Origin of the sequence: Streptomyces sp. NPDC096310, assembly GCF_044763125.1 — a bacterium.
Lineage (GTDB): Bacteria > Actinomycetota > Actinomycetes > Streptomycetales > Streptomycetaceae > Streptomyces.
Genome location: NZ_JBIWFO010000024.1, coordinates 20,669 through 33,042, shown reverse-complemented (window position 1 = coordinate 33,042; position 12,374 = coordinate 20,669). Strand labels below are relative to the sequence as shown.

Here is a 12,374-nt window from a genome sequence, read left to right as displayed (position 1 = left end):
AGGGACCGATCACCATGGCCGCAGGACACCGCATCACGGTCGAGCAGGGCACGGAGCATGTACGCGTCGTACGGGACGGGCAGGTCCTCGCGGAGAGCCGCGCGCCGCTGGTGCTGCGCGAGACCGGCTGCCCGGCCCGCTACTACCTTCCGCCCCAGGATGTAAGGACGGAGCTGCTGACGCCCTCGGAGACGACGACCCACTGTCCGTTCAAGGGTGACGCGTCCTACTGGTCGCTGCCTGACGCGCCGGACCTGGTCTGGGCCTACCCCACCCCGAAAGCAGAAGTAGCCCAGGTCAAGGACCACTTCTGCTTCTACGACACCGAGGTGGTGGCCGCCTGAGAAGGCCGTTGGAACTCCGCCACGAAAAACGTCCCCCATGGAGCGATGATTTGGGCCGGGCCCGCCGGTCTGACTCTCCATGGACAACGTGTGCAAGGTGAAGTCGGCGGACGGCACCCCGATCGCCTACCGGCGGTCGGGCGGGGGACCGCCGGTGATTCTGGTGGGGGGTGCGATCAGTACGGCGGAGTCGGAGGCGCCGCTGGCCCGGCTGCTGGCGCCGCGCTTCGCCACGATCACCTACGACCGGCGCGGCCGGGGCGCCAGCGGCGACCGCGCCCCGTACGCCGTGGAACGGGAGATCGAGGACCTGGCCGCGCTGCTCGCGGTGGCGGGCGGCAGCGCGGCACTGTACGGCGTGTCCTCGGGCGGCGCGCTGGTCCTGGAGGCGGTGGCGGCGGGGCTTCCTGTCACCCAGTTCGCGGTGTACGAGCCGCCGTACGCCACGGACCCGGCGGCCCTGCCGGCGAAGGCCGCGTACACGCAGCGGCTGACGGAGCTGCTGGCGCGCGGGGAGCGGGACGACGCGGTGGAACTGTTCCTGTCGGGCCTGGGGTTGCATCCGGCGACGATCGCGGTCATGCGCCGCTCCCCGCTGTGGACGGACCTGGCGGCGGTGGCCCACACCCTCGCGTACGACAACCAGGTGCTGGGCGAGGGACTGATCCCGGTCCGCCGCCTCTCTGCGGTCACCACCCGAGCGATGATCGTGGACGGCGGCGCGAGCCCCCCGGTGGTCCGCGACGCGGCCCGCGCGGCCGCGAGAGCCCTCCCCCGCGGCCGGCACCGCACCCTGACGGGCCAGACCCACGAGGTGGCCCCGCATGTGCTGGCGCCGGTGCTGGAGGAGTTCTTCGCGGCGTAGGGCCCTGGCCGGCCGCTCAGCGCTCAGGCCGCGAGGGCCGTCACACCACCGAGAGGGGGCGGCGACCCGCCGTCCAGGGCGAGTTCGAACCAGATGGTCTTGCCCCCGGTCCCGTACGGCCCCTCCCCCACGGCGCAACCGCCCCACCGGTCCGCGACCAGGTCGAGCATCACGAGCCCGCGCCCGCCCTCGCTCTCCCCGCCACCGCGACTGCCCACCCCCGAACGCTCGGGGAGATCCGGACTCATGTCCCACACACTGACGCGCAGCACGGGGCACAACCAGTGCAACCGGAGCGAAGCGGGCCCCTTGGTGTGCCGTACGGAGTTGGTCGTCAGCTCGGACGCCAGCAACTCCGCCCGGTACATGAGTTCGGTGAGCCCATGTGCGGTGAGGACGGCCCGCAGCGTCGTACGGGCGATACGGGGCCCGCGCGGGTCGCAGGGAAAACCGAGTTCGTACTGCCAGGGCTCGCTGAACGGGATGGGGACCGGATGGAGCTGGGGGCGGGGTTCCGGATTCACGGGACACCTCCTGGGTGCGCGATGTGATGGCGTCGGCGGTGGCAATGCCGGTTCCGTGCCTGGCTGTTGTGCTGGTGCGGGCCTGACCCGGTGCGCTTCCTTCTGACGCTGAGTGACCAGAAACTCTCACGCCGCAATCACTCACTTCAACCCGTGATACGTATTTCACTCATACGGGTTGAAGGCCTCACCTTTCTGGAAACACTCCGCACGGTGTCGGCACACTGAGCGTGAAGAAGGAGAGGCCCATGGCACCCCGGCAAGAACCAACAGTCCGCCAACGCAGGTTCGGCAAGGAACTCCGACGGCTCCGAGATGCCGCCGGCATGTCGGCCCCCAGAGCCGCCGAGCTTCTTGGCACGGACCGGACCACGATCTCCAACGTGGAAGCCGGACGCTTCGGCATCAGCGAGACGCGCCTGCGCCGTCTGGCCAGCATCTACGAGTGTGACGACCCGGGCTTGATCGACGCCCTCGCGGAGATGACGGGTGGCAGGAAGACAGGCTGGTGGGACGAGTACCACGGCAAGATCCCGGCAGACTTCCTCGAAGTGTCCGAGCTGGAACACCACGCGTCGAGTCTGCGGACCGTACAGACCGCGCACATCCCGGGGATATTCCAGACCGAGGAGCACGCGAGGGCACTCTTCGAGCTGTTCATTCCCGCACTCCCGCGCCTGGAGGTCGAATTGCGCATCGCGCAACGCCTCTCACGGCACAGGGTGATCACGGACGATCCCGCCAGGCCCTATCGAGGGTTGATCCACGAATCGGCCCTGCGGATGGGGGTCGGGGGGCGGGCGGTGGCGGAGGCGCAGCTCAATCACCTGGTGAAGGAGAGCGAACGCCCCAACGTCGACCTTCTCGTGATCCCGTTCTCCGCGGGCGGTTTCCCCATGGCGGGTGACTCCGTGATGTACGCGTCGGCCCGGAACCCGCTGTTGGACACGGTTCAGGTGGACTCCCCCATCGGCGCCGTCTACTACGACTCCCCGGCACAACTGGCCAACTTCCGCAGGCGCCTGGACTGGATCGAACAGGTGGCGTTGAATCCGGAGCAGTCGCGGGACGCCATCCTGCGCATCATCGAAGATCCGTAAGAGGGACACGTCGTGCCCGAACCGAAGTGGCTGAAGTCCTCGTTCTCCGAGGCTTCAGGAAACAACTGCGTGGAGATATCCGTGCCGGAGCCGGACCGCGTCGCCCTCCGCGACAGCACCCGGCCCGGGGTGATCACCACGACCGACCTCGCCGCCTTCCGTACCCTGATCTCCGCCCTGCGGGCAGAACAGCGCACGCCCCTCGGCCCACCGGGTCGTTCTGACCCGGCACCCCGGCCCCTTGTGCGATCTGCAACAACTCGTAGGGTTGCATGACGAGACCGGGGTCGGGGAGGGGTTCGGGAGATGCGTCGTATGCTCAGGCGGGGGCGCGGTGGTCTGCGGTCACAGGAGGTCTCGGTCAGAATCGCCATTCCCTTCGTCGCGGAGATCGGCGGCGTCTGGGCGCCCGTTGACGCCGAGCGGGAGGCCGCGTGGGAGCTCTACGTCGAACTGGCCACCCGAGTCACGGTCGTCGAGCTGGGCGAGGACGAAGGTCTGTTGCGCGAGGCTCTGTCCTCGTTCTACACCGTTTTCGGTACGACCAGGGAGATCCTGCGCCGGTACGGGCCGTCGGTCGCCCCGCGCGTGGCCCCGGGACAGGTCACCTTCGGATTGCTCGCGGTGAACATCCTCAATCTCTCCATCCGGCCGCTGCTCAGCCGCTGGCACCCCCTCCTGGCCGCCCACGAGGCGCAGCGCGCCGACCACACCGATCCCGTCTCCCACGAACGGCAGTGGAGCCGCGCGGAGGAGTTGCGAAACGAGATCGCCAACGTACGCAAGGTGCTGCTCGCCCTGGCGCAGTCGCTCAACGAGGTGGCGGGGGTGGGCGACCTGATCACCGCGCGGATACCGCGGCAGACACCCGCGGCGGACCCTTCGTAGCGTTCTTCGTTTCGTACCCGCCCGCGCCGTCCTGACCGTACGCCCCGTGCGCCCTACGCCCCCGCGCGCCGTACGCCCCGTGCGCCATACGCCCCCGCGCGCCTCAGCCCGCCAGCGCCCCCGTGCGGCGCTCCGTCGTCGCGATCGTCGCCGAGCCGACGACGCGGGCGCCGTCGTACAGGACGATCGCCTGGCCGGGGGCCACGCCGCGGACCGGCTCGTCGAAGCGGACGTGGAGGGTGCCGTCGACCAGTTCGGCGGTCACCGGGGTCTCGCCGCCGTGGGCGCGGAGCTGGGCGGTGTAGTCGCCGGGACCGGTGGGGGCGGTGCCGCACCAGCGGGGCTTGAGGGCGGTCAGGGCCGTGACGTCGAGGGAGGCGGCGGGGCCGACCGTGACGCGGTTGTCGACCGGGGAGATGTCCAGGACGTAGCGGGGCTTGCCGTCGGCGGCCGGGTGACCGATGCGCAGGCCCTTGCGCTGGCCGATGGTGAAACCGAACGCGCCGTCGTGGCTGCCGATCTTCGCACCGGATTCGTCGACGATGTCGCCCTCGGCCCGGCCCAGGCGGTCCGCGAGGAAGCCCTGGGTGTCGCCGTCGGCGATGAAGCAGATGTCGTGGCTGTCGGGCTTCTTGGCCACAGCCAGGCCCCGGCGCTCGGCCTCGGCGCGGATCTCGTCCTTGGTGGTGAGCGTGTCACCGAGGGGGAACATCGCATGGGCGAGCTGGCGCTCGTCCAGCACACCGAGGACATACGACTGGTCCTTGGCCATGTCGCTCGCGCGGTGCAGTTCGCGCGAGCCGTCGGGGGCGGTGACGACCGTCGCGTAATGGCCCGTGCACACCGCGTCGAAACCCAGCGCGAGCGCCTTGTCGAGCAGCGCCGCGAACTTGATCTTCTCGTTGCAGCGCAGACAGGGGTTGGGGGTCCGGCCCGCCTCGTACTCCGCGACGAAGTCCTCCACGACGTCCTCGCGGAAGCGTTCCGCGAGATCCCACACGTAGAACGGGATGCCGATCACATCGGCGGCGCGGCGCGCGTCGCGGGAGTCCTCGATGGTGCAGCAGCCGCGCGCACCGGTACGGAAGGACTGCGGGTTGGCGGAGAGCGCGAGGTGTACGCCGGTGACGTCATGCCCCGCCTCGGCGGCTCGGGCGGCGGCGACGGCGGAGTCCACGCCGCCCGACATGGCGGCGAGTACGCGCAGGGGGCGCTGGGAATTCTGAGTCATAGCTCAACCAGGGTACGGCCCGAGGGAACCACAGTCGCGCGGGTATGCGTTGACGATCATATGGGCGAGAACGAGCAGGGTACGGCCGGCAGCGGCGCGAGGGGCAGCCGCCGGGCGCCCGCGGCCTCGGACGGGAAGAAGATCGGCCGCAGGGCGATACTGATCGGCGGCGCGGCGGCCGTGGTCGGCGGGGGTGTGCTGGCGCGGGACGAGCTCGCGCGGTTCTGGTGGCAGGTGCCGGGCGTCGGGAAGCCGCGCAACGAGGGCGAGCTGGACTACGCCCCCTCGGAGTGGGTGGCGGCCTCCTCGGCGAACTGGCGGCGGGCCGACCGGCCCGAGGACTTCCGGATCGACCGGGTGGTCGTCCATGTCGTCCAGGGGAGCTACGAGGTGGCGCTGAAGGTCTTCCGCGACCCGGCCCACGGCGCGGCGTCGCACTACGTGGTGCGCGAGGACGGCCATGTGGCGCAGATGATCCGCGAGCTGGACGTGGCGTACCACGCGGGGAACAGAAGCTGGAACGAACGCTCGATCGGCATCGAGCACGAGGGGTACGTGGACAAGCCCGAGTCGTTCACGGACGCGATGTACCGCTCGTCGGCGCGGCTGACGGCCGACATATGCAGACGCTACAAAATACCCGTGGACCGCGAGCACATCGTCGGCCATGTGGAGGTCCCGGGGACCGACCACACGGACCCGGGTCCGCACTGGGACTGGGACCGCTATCTGAAGCTGGTACGGGAGGCGAAGCCGATCCCCTCGCCCTCACCGTCGGGGCCCGGGTCGACGGCGGCGCTGGGGGCCTGAGCCTCGCCGGTACGGGGGCGACGCCGCGCCGGTACGGTCCCCCCACCTGGCCGTCGCGGTGGTACGGTCCCGGGCCACGCCGGTCGGTCCCGGCGACGCCCCGGTACGGTCGGCGTACGGTCCCGGGCCACCCGGGACGTACGGTCAGGGCCGCCCGGCAAAGCCGTCGCCGGCCGGGCCCGCCCCGTACGGCCGGCTCAGCTCAGGCCGGCGTTGCGCGCGCGGTCGACCGCAGGGCCGATGGCCTTCGCGACCGCCGCCACGTCCGCCGCCGTGGACGTGTGGCCGAGCGAGAAGCGCAGGGTGCCCCTGGCCAGGTCCGGGTCGCTGCCGGTGGCCAGGAGGACATGGCTCGGCTGGGCCACGCCCGCCGTGCACGCGGAGCCGGTCGAGCACTCGATGCCCTGCGCGTCGAGCAGCAGGAGCAGGGAGTCGCCCTCGCAGCCGGGGAAGCTGAAGTGCGCGTTGGCGGCGAGGCGGTGGTCGGGGTCGCCGCCGAGGACCGCGTCGGGGACGGCGGCCCGTACGGCCGTGATCAGTTCGTCCCGCAGGGCGCCGATCTCGCGGGCGAACGCCTCACGCCGTTCGGCGGCGAGCCGGCCCGCGACCGCGAAGGCGGCGACGGCGGGCACATCGAGGGTGCCCGAGCGGACATGGCGTTCCTGGCCGCCGCCGTGCAGCACGGGCACGGGCGTGTGCTCGCGGCCGAGCAGCAGCGCGCCGATGCCGTACGGGCCGCCGATCTTGTGGCTGGAGACGGTCATCGCGGCGAGCCCGGAGGCGCCGAAGTCCAGTGCGGTCTGGCCGAACGCCTGGACCGCGTCGGAGTGCAGCGGAATGCCGAACTCCGCCGCTACCTCGGCCAGTTCCGGGACCGGCAGGATCGTGCCGATCTCGTTGTTGGCCCACATGACGGTGGCGAGGGCGACATCGAGCGGGTTCCGTTCGATCGCCTCGCGCAGCGCGCCCGGCAGGACCCGTCCGTAGGAGTCGACGGGGAGGTATTCGACGGTCGCGCCCTCGTGCTCACCGAGCCATTCGACGGCGTCGAGGACGGCGTGGTGCTCCACGGGGCTGGCCAGCACCCGGGTCCTGGCCGGGTCCGCAGCGCGGCGGGACCAGTACAGGCCCTTCACGGCGAGGTTGTCGGCCTCCGTGCCGCCCGAGGTGAAGACCACCTCGCTGGGGCGCGCGCCGAGGGCCTCCGCGAACGTCTCACGGGCCTCCTCGACGGTACGGCGGGCCCGGCGCCCGGCGGCGTGGAGGGAGGAGGCGTTGCCGGCGAGGCCGAACTGGGCGGTCATCGCCTCGATCGCCTCCGGCAGCATCGGAGTGGTCGCGGCGTGGTCGAGGTAAGCCATGGTGGGCACAATTCTACGAGCGCGGACGGCCACCCACGCAGCCGGTACGGGCCGGAGCCGCCACAGGCCGGCCGGTACCGGTTCCCACGGTGTCCCGACTGGTGCGCGCCGGGCCGGATCGACCCGGCGCGCCGTTCCTGATCCCTCAGTCGCGGGGTGCGCGGGCCAGTTGGCGGGACTGGGCCACCAGCCGGTCCTCGCTGTCCCAGATCTCCGCGTCCTCCTCCAGGAAGCCGCCGGCCAGGTTACGGGTGGTGATGGCGACCCGGAGCGGCCCGGGCGCCGGGCGGCAGCGGACATGGACGGTCAGTTCGACGGTCGGCGTCCAGCCCCGGAGCCCCAGGTCGAAGGAGGTAGGCGGCAGCGCGTCGACGGTGAACAGGAGCGAGAGCGGATCGGGGGCGCGGCCGTCCGCGAGTTCGAACCAGGCGCGCATCTCGCCCCGCCCGGAGGGCTCGCCGAGCGCCCAGCCGACGGTGGCGGGGTCGATCCGCATGGCGAGCCGGTCGAGGATGGTGAAGTCGCCCTCGGGCGCCGGCCCGTCGGCGGTGCTGACGCACCGTTCCTGCGGCGGCATCCCGGGCGGCTTGGCAGCGGTCCTCACATCGTCGGGGAGGGCGTCCAGATCGCCGTACGAGGCGAGGAAGCGGATCCGCTCCACCTCCTCCCCGTCCTCCCCGGTCTGGAAGAGGGACGCCTGGCCGGTGGAGAGCGTACGGCCGGTGCGCAGGGTCTCGGTCCGTACGACGGCCGGTCCCGGCAGCGAGGGGGTGAGGTAGTGGGCGGACACGGCGAACGGGTCGGAGTGCGGCAGGTCTTCACCGAGCGCCCGGCCCATGACCGCCAGCAGATAGCCGCCGTTGACGATGTTCATGACGGTCCAGCCCGGAAAGAGCCGTGTGTCGTAGACGCCCGGGGCGCGGAGGGAGACAGCCGTCTCGCGGTCGAACTCGCTGTCCCCTATGGATACCTGTGCCATGGGACGCAACCGTACAACATGACCGTACTAAGCGGTAGCTTAAGTGGGAGGGACAGCGCTGGAGGGAAGGGGCCCCTCACACGGGTTCCTCCGCCTCCGAGCGGCGGTTCCAGGCACGCGGCGCCCGCCAGTGGAAGCGCATCGCGAGCAGCCTCAGAACGAACGCGGTCAGGACGGCGATCCCGCTGGTGAGGCCGTTGAGCGCGTCGAAGCGGATACAGAGGGCCACCATCGTGGCGCCGACGATGGCGGGCACGGCGTAGAGGTCGCGGTCCCAGCGCAGCAGCGAGGGCACCTCGTTGGCGAGGACGTCGCGCAGCACCCCGCCGCCGACAGCCGTGGCCAGTCCGAGGACAACCGAGGAGGTCAGGCCGAGCCCGTACTCGTACGCCTTGGTGGTCCCCGTGACGCAGAAGAGGCCGAGCCCCGCGGCGTCGAAGACGTTGACCGCGCCCTGGATCCGCTCGACGTGGGGGTGGAGGAAGAAGACCAGCGCGGTCGCCACCAGCGGCATGGAGAAGTAGCCGAGATCGGTGAAGGCGGCGGGCGGCACCGCTCCGATGATCAGATCACGGAGCAGCCCTCCGCCCAGCGCGGTGATCTCGGCCAGCACCGCCATACCGAAGACGTCGAAGTTCTTCCGTACGGCGAGCAGGGCGCCGGAGATCGCGAAGACGAAGATCCCGACGAGGTCGAGCGCGTGCTGGACGGAAGGCGTGAAAAGGTCATGGAACACCCGGACAGTGTGCCGGTACACGTACATACGGACGAGAACGAGCTCACAGAGCAAGACACAGGACCGGCGGAGCTGACCGGCACACCGACCGGCATCGAAAGCGTGTGGCGTCCGGCGGGAACCCGCCGGACGCCACTGCCCGAATGCCTCACACCGCACATCAGGCGCCGGACACCCGTGCGCCTGCCCGGTGCGGGCTACTCCTTGACGGTACCGGCGGTCCCATCGGTCTCCCCGGCCGTCTTCGCCGGGGAGGCACCCGCGCCCTCCGCCAGTTCGACGGTCTCCCGCGCCGCCACCGAGACCGTGTCCTGCGGACGCTGGTCCGGCGCGTTCTCCGGGTGGTGGCAGGCCGCCTGGTGGCCGGGCCCGAGCTGGATCAGCGGCGGCTCGGTCGTCTTGCAGATCTCCGTCGCCTTCCAGCACCGGGTGTGGAACCGGCAGCCGGTGGGCGGCGAGATCGGCGACGGCACATCGCCCTTGAGCAGGATCCGGTCGCTCTTGCCGCCGCGCCGGCTCGGGTCGGGCACCGGCACGGCCGACAGCAGCGCCTTCGTGTACGGGTGCTTGGGCGACTCGTACAGCGACTTGCGGTCCGCCAGCTCGACGATCTTGCCGAGGTACATCACCGCGATCCGGTCCGAGACATGGCGGATGACCGAGAGGTCGTGCGCGATGATCACGTACGTCAGCCCCAGCTCCTTCTGGAGGTCGTCCAGCAGGTTCACCACCTGGGCCTGGATCGACACGTCCAGCGCCGAGACCGGCTCGTCGGCGACGACCAGCTTCGGGTTGAGGGCCAGCGCCCGCGCGATGCCGATGCGCTGGCGCTGTCCGCCGGAGAACTCGTGCGGGTAGCGGTTGTAGTGCTCGGGGCTCAGGCCCACCAGCTCCAGCAGCCGCTGCACCTCCTTCTTCACACCGCCCTCGGGCTCGATGCCCTGGAGCTTGAAGGGGGTGGAGACGATCCCGCCGATGGTGTGGCGCGGGTTCAGCGACCCGTACGGGTCCTGGAAGATCATCTGGATGTCGCGGCGCATCGGGCGCAGCGCGCCCGTGGACATGTGCGTGATGTCCTTGCCCTCGAACTCGACCTTGCCGCCGGTCGGTTCGAGCAGCCGCGTGATCAGCCGTCCCATGGTCGACTTGCCGCAGCCGGACTCGCCGACGACGCCCAGGGTCTCCCCGGGACGTACGTCGAAGGAGAGCCCGTCGACCGCCTGGACCGCGCCGACCTTGCGTTTCAGCACACCCTTGGTGATCGGGAAGTGCTTGACCAGGCCGGTGACCCTGAGGATCGGCTCGACATCGTCCGAGGGGCCGCCCGTCGCGGCCTCACCCGCCGCGACCTGCTCCGGAATCTTCTTCGTCAGCTCAGTCACAGCTTCGGCGCAATCTCTTCGGTCCAGATCTTTTCCCGCTCCGCGCGCGACATGTGGCAGGCGGAGAAGTGCCCGTCGGTGATCTCCCGCAGGTCGGGGCGGACCGTACGGGTGAGGTTGTCCTTGGGGACGTCGGCGTACGGGCAGCGCGGGTTGAAGGCACAGCCGGACGGGACGTTGATCAGGCTGGGCGGGGTTCCCTTGACCGGCACCAGCCGGTCGGTCTGGTCGCGGTCGATACGCGGCATCGAGCCGAGCAGGCCCCAGGTGTAGGGGTGCTGCGGCTGGTAGAACACGCTCTGGGAGGAGCCGCGCTCGATGCACCGCCCGGCGTACATCACGAGCAGGTCGTCCGCGATCTCGGCGACGACGCCGAGGTCGTGGGTGATGATGACGACCGCCGAGTGGAACTCCTTCTGGAGATCCCGGATGAGGTCGAGGATCTGCGCCTGGACGGTCACGTCCAGGGCGGTCGTCGGCTCGTCGGCGATCAGCAGTTCGGGGTTGTTCACCAGGGACATCGCGATCATCGCGCGCTGGCGCATACCGCCGGAGAACTGGTGCGGGTAGTCGTGGTAGCGCCGGGCCGGCTCGGGGATCCCGACCCGGTCGAGCATGTCGACGGCGCGCTTCTTGGCGGTCTTCTTGTCGACCTTGTTGTGGACGCGGTACGCCTCCACGATCTGCGCGCCGACGCTGTAGTACGGGTGCAGCGCGGAGAGCGGGTCCTGGAAGATCATCGACATCTTGTGGCCGCGCAGCGCGCGCACCCGCTCGGGGCCCGCGCCGATCAGCTCCTCGCCGTCCAGCCAGATCTCGCCGGAGATCCGGGCACGCTCGGAGTTGTGCAGCCCCATGATGCCCAGCGAGGTCACGGACTTCCCGGAGCCGGACTCGCCGACGATGCCGAGGGTCTTGCCGGCCTGGAGGTCGAAGCTGACGCCGTCGACGGACTTCACGAGGCCGTCGTCGGTGTCGAAGTGGATACGGAGGTCGCGTACGGAGAGGAACGCGTCCTTCGCGGCCGGAGCGCCGGCGGCGGCTCCCGCGGCCGTCTCCACCGTGCCCGTGCCCGCCGCGCCCGTACCCGCGTCGTCCCCGCTCGCGTCCTGCGTCTTGCTCACGTCGCTCATGAGAGCCTCACCCGGGGGTCGATCGCGGCGTACACGAGGTCCACCAGCAGATTGCAGAGAACGATGAAGAAGGCGGCGACCAGCGTCACACCCATCACGATGGGCAGGTCGCTGCGGGTCACGCCCTGGATGGCGTACGCGCCCATCCCCTGGAAGGAGAAGACGCGCTCGGTGATGACCGCGCCGCCCAGGAGCAGTGCGAAGTCCATGCCGAAGATGGTGACGAGCGGGGTCAGCGCGGCGCGCAGGCCGTGCTTGACGACCACCTGGCGCTCCCGCAGACCCTTCGCCCGCGCGGTTCTGATGTAGTCCTCGCCCATGGTCTCCAGCATCCCCGCGCGGGTGAGCCGCGCGTAGAGGGCGGAGTACAGGAAGGCGAGGGTGCACCAGGGAAGGATGAGGTTCCACGCCCATTCGCCGGGGTTCTCGGAGAAGGGTACGAACTGGAGTTCTTCCCAGATCGTCCAGTGGAAGCTGAAGAGGGCGAGGGAGACCAGGCCGGTGAAGAACATCGGCAGCGAGACACCGGCCAGGGCGACGCCCATGGCCAGGCGGTCGAAGATCGAGCCCCGCTTGAGCGCGGAGAGAACGCCGATGGCGACACCGGAGACGACCCAGATGACCGCCGCGCCGATGGCCAGCGAGAAGGTGACCGGGATGCGCTGAAGGATCTCCGGCCAGACCTCGACGTGGGTCTTGAAGGAGTAGCCGAAGCACGGCGCGTGGCACACCGAGGGGTTGGGGCCGAGGTTGTACTCGGCGCCGACCACGATGGCCTTGACGAAGTGCCAGTACTGGAGGTAGAGCGGGTCGTCCAGCCCCAGGTTCGCCTTGATGGCGGCGATGGCGTCGGGGTCGGCGCCCTTACCGACGTACTGGGCGGCCAGTGAGTCGGTCGTCTGGCCGCCCAGCCGGGGCACCAGGAAGAAGATCGCGAACGTGACTGCGCTGACCACCAGCAGCAGCAACACCGCGGCGAATACGCGTCGGATGATGTACGCAGCCACAGCCGTGCGGTGCC

14 protein-coding genes are annotated in these 12,374 nt (G+C 70.4%); 6 read left to right on the top strand and 8 right to left on the bottom strand.

Going from position 1 to position 12,374, the window contains the following annotated elements; all coding sequences use genetic code 11:
* Positions 1 to 8 precede the first annotated feature (8 nt).
* Complete coding sequence (locus ACIQ7D_RS31015; protein ID WP_403943402.1) at positions 9 to 344, top strand: DUF427 domain-containing protein; 336 nt, start codon at positions 9 to 11, stop codon at positions 342 to 344.
* Between the two features lie 88 nt (positions 345 to 432).
* Positions 433 to 1,209, top strand: a complete 777-nt coding sequence (locus ACIQ7D_RS31010; protein WP_403943400.1) for an alpha/beta fold hydrolase — start codon at positions 433 to 435, stop codon at positions 1,207 to 1,209.
* Between the two features lie 23 nt (positions 1,210 to 1,232).
* On the opposite strand, the gene ACIQ7D_RS31005 is transcribed toward ACIQ7D_RS31010, so the two are convergent.
* Positions 1,233 to 1,733, bottom strand: a complete 501-nt coding sequence (locus ACIQ7D_RS31005) for an ATP-binding protein (protein ID WP_403943294.1) — start codon at positions 1,731 to 1,733, stop codon at positions 1,233 to 1,235.
* 248 nt (positions 1,734 to 1,981) lie between these two features.
* Here ACIQ7D_RS31005 and ACIQ7D_RS31000 point away from each other — a divergent pair, with 248 nt between their 5' ends.
* Genes ACIQ7D_RS31000 through ACIQ7D_RS30990 form a run of 3 tightly spaced genes read left to right on the top strand, consistent with a single transcriptional unit; the run spans position 1,982 to position 3,721 of the window.
* Positions 1,982 to 2,833, top strand: a complete 852-nt coding sequence (locus ACIQ7D_RS31000) for a helix-turn-helix domain-containing protein (RefSeq protein ID WP_403943292.1) — start codon at positions 1,982 to 1,984, stop codon at positions 2,831 to 2,833.
* A 12-nt stretch (positions 2,834 to 2,845) separates the two neighbouring features.
* On the top strand, positions 2,846 to 3,109 hold the full coding sequence (locus tag ACIQ7D_RS30995; protein ID WP_403943289.1) for a DUF397 domain-containing protein: 264 nt from the start codon (positions 2,846 to 2,848) through the stop codon (positions 3,107 to 3,109).
* Positions 3,110 to 3,139: 30 nt separating this feature from the next.
* Positions 3,140 to 3,721: a hypothetical protein gene (locus ACIQ7D_RS30990; protein WP_403943286.1), complete on the top strand. Its 582-nt coding sequence runs from the start codon at positions 3,140 to 3,142 to the stop codon at positions 3,719 to 3,721.
* Positions 3,722 to 3,824: 103 nt separating this feature from the next.
* Here the strand turns inward: ACIQ7D_RS30990 and mnmA are convergent, their stop codons facing one another.
* A complete protein-coding gene (mnmA, locus tag ACIQ7D_RS30985; RefSeq protein WP_403943284.1) occupies positions 3,825 to 4,952 on the bottom strand; it encodes a tRNA 2-thiouridine(34) synthase MnmA in 1,128 nt (375 codons plus the stop codon).
* A gap of 60 nt (positions 4,953 to 5,012) precedes the next feature.
* Here mnmA and ACIQ7D_RS30980 point away from each other — a divergent pair, with 60 nt between their 5' ends.
* Entirely contained in the window at positions 5,013 to 5,762 is a 750-nt protein-coding gene (locus ACIQ7D_RS30980; RefSeq protein WP_403943281.1) for an N-acetylmuramoyl-L-alanine amidase, read from the top strand.
* Positions 5,763 to 5,959: 197 nt separating this feature from the next.
* On the opposite strand, the gene ACIQ7D_RS30975 is transcribed toward ACIQ7D_RS30980, so the two are convergent.
* The 6 genes from ACIQ7D_RS30975 to ACIQ7D_RS30950 all read right to left on the bottom strand — a co-directional run bounded on the left by ACIQ7D_RS30975 (position 5,960) and on the right by ACIQ7D_RS30950 (position 12,360).
* Entirely contained in the window at positions 5,960 to 7,123 is a 1,164-nt protein-coding gene (locus ACIQ7D_RS30975) for a cysteine desulfurase family protein (RefSeq protein ID WP_403943279.1), read from the bottom strand.
* A gap of 145 nt (positions 7,124 to 7,268) precedes the next feature.
* Complete coding sequence (locus tag ACIQ7D_RS30970) at positions 7,269 to 8,102, bottom strand: thioesterase family protein (protein ID WP_403943277.1); 834 nt, start codon at positions 8,100 to 8,102, stop codon at positions 7,269 to 7,271.
* 76 nt (positions 8,103 to 8,178) lie between these two features.
* Complete coding sequence (locus tag ACIQ7D_RS30965) at positions 8,179 to 8,838, bottom strand: trimeric intracellular cation channel family protein (RefSeq protein WP_403943274.1); 660 nt, start codon at positions 8,836 to 8,838, stop codon at positions 8,179 to 8,181.
* A 197-nt stretch (positions 8,839 to 9,035) separates the two neighbouring features.
* A complete protein-coding gene (locus tag ACIQ7D_RS30960) occupies positions 9,036 to 10,220 on the bottom strand; it encodes an ABC transporter ATP-binding protein (RefSeq protein ID WP_403943271.1) in 1,185 nt (394 codons plus the stop codon).
* Complete coding sequence (locus tag ACIQ7D_RS30955) at positions 10,217 to 11,353, bottom strand: ABC transporter ATP-binding protein (RefSeq protein ID WP_403943270.1); 1,137 nt, start codon at positions 11,351 to 11,353, stop codon at positions 10,217 to 10,219. Before ACIQ7D_RS30955 ends, ACIQ7D_RS30960 begins: the two co-directional genes overlap by 4 nt.
* On the bottom strand, positions 11,350 to 12,360 hold the full coding sequence (locus tag ACIQ7D_RS30950; RefSeq protein WP_403943268.1) for an ABC transporter permease: 1,011 nt from the start codon (positions 12,358 to 12,360) through the stop codon (positions 11,350 to 11,352). The genes ACIQ7D_RS30955 and ACIQ7D_RS30950 overlap by 4 nt, the downstream gene beginning before the upstream one ends.
* Between the last annotated feature and the right edge of the window lie 14 nt (positions 12,361 to 12,374).

Bases quoted from the DNA above. Each gene is read 5' to 3' on its own strand.
- ACIQ7D_RS30970 (WP_403943277.1), bottom strand. From the start codon at position 8,102: ATGGCACAGGTATCCATAGGGGACAGCGAGTTCGACCGCGAGACGGCT.
- ACIQ7D_RS30975 (WP_403943279.1), bottom strand. From the start codon at position 7,123: ATGGCTTACCTCGACCACGCCGCGACCACTCCGATGCTGCCGGAGGCG.
- ACIQ7D_RS31000 (WP_403943292.1), top strand. From the start codon at position 1,982: ATGGCACCCCGGCAAGAACCAACAGTCCGCCAACGCAGGTTCGGCAAG.
- ACIQ7D_RS30955 (WP_403943270.1), bottom strand. From the start codon at position 11,353: ATGAGCGACGTGAGCAAGACGCAGGACGCGAGCGGGGACGACGCGGGT.
- ACIQ7D_RS30990 (WP_403943286.1), top strand. From the start codon at position 3,140: ATGCGTCGTATGCTCAGGCGGGGGCGCGGTGGTCTGCGGTCACAGGAG.
- mnmA (WP_403943284.1), bottom strand. From the start codon at position 4,952: ATGACTCAGAATTCCCAGCGCCCCCTGCGCGTACTCGCCGCCATGTCG.
- ACIQ7D_RS30980 (WP_403943281.1), top strand. From the start codon at position 5,013: ATGGGCGAGAACGAGCAGGGTACGGCCGGCAGCGGCGCGAGGGGCAGC.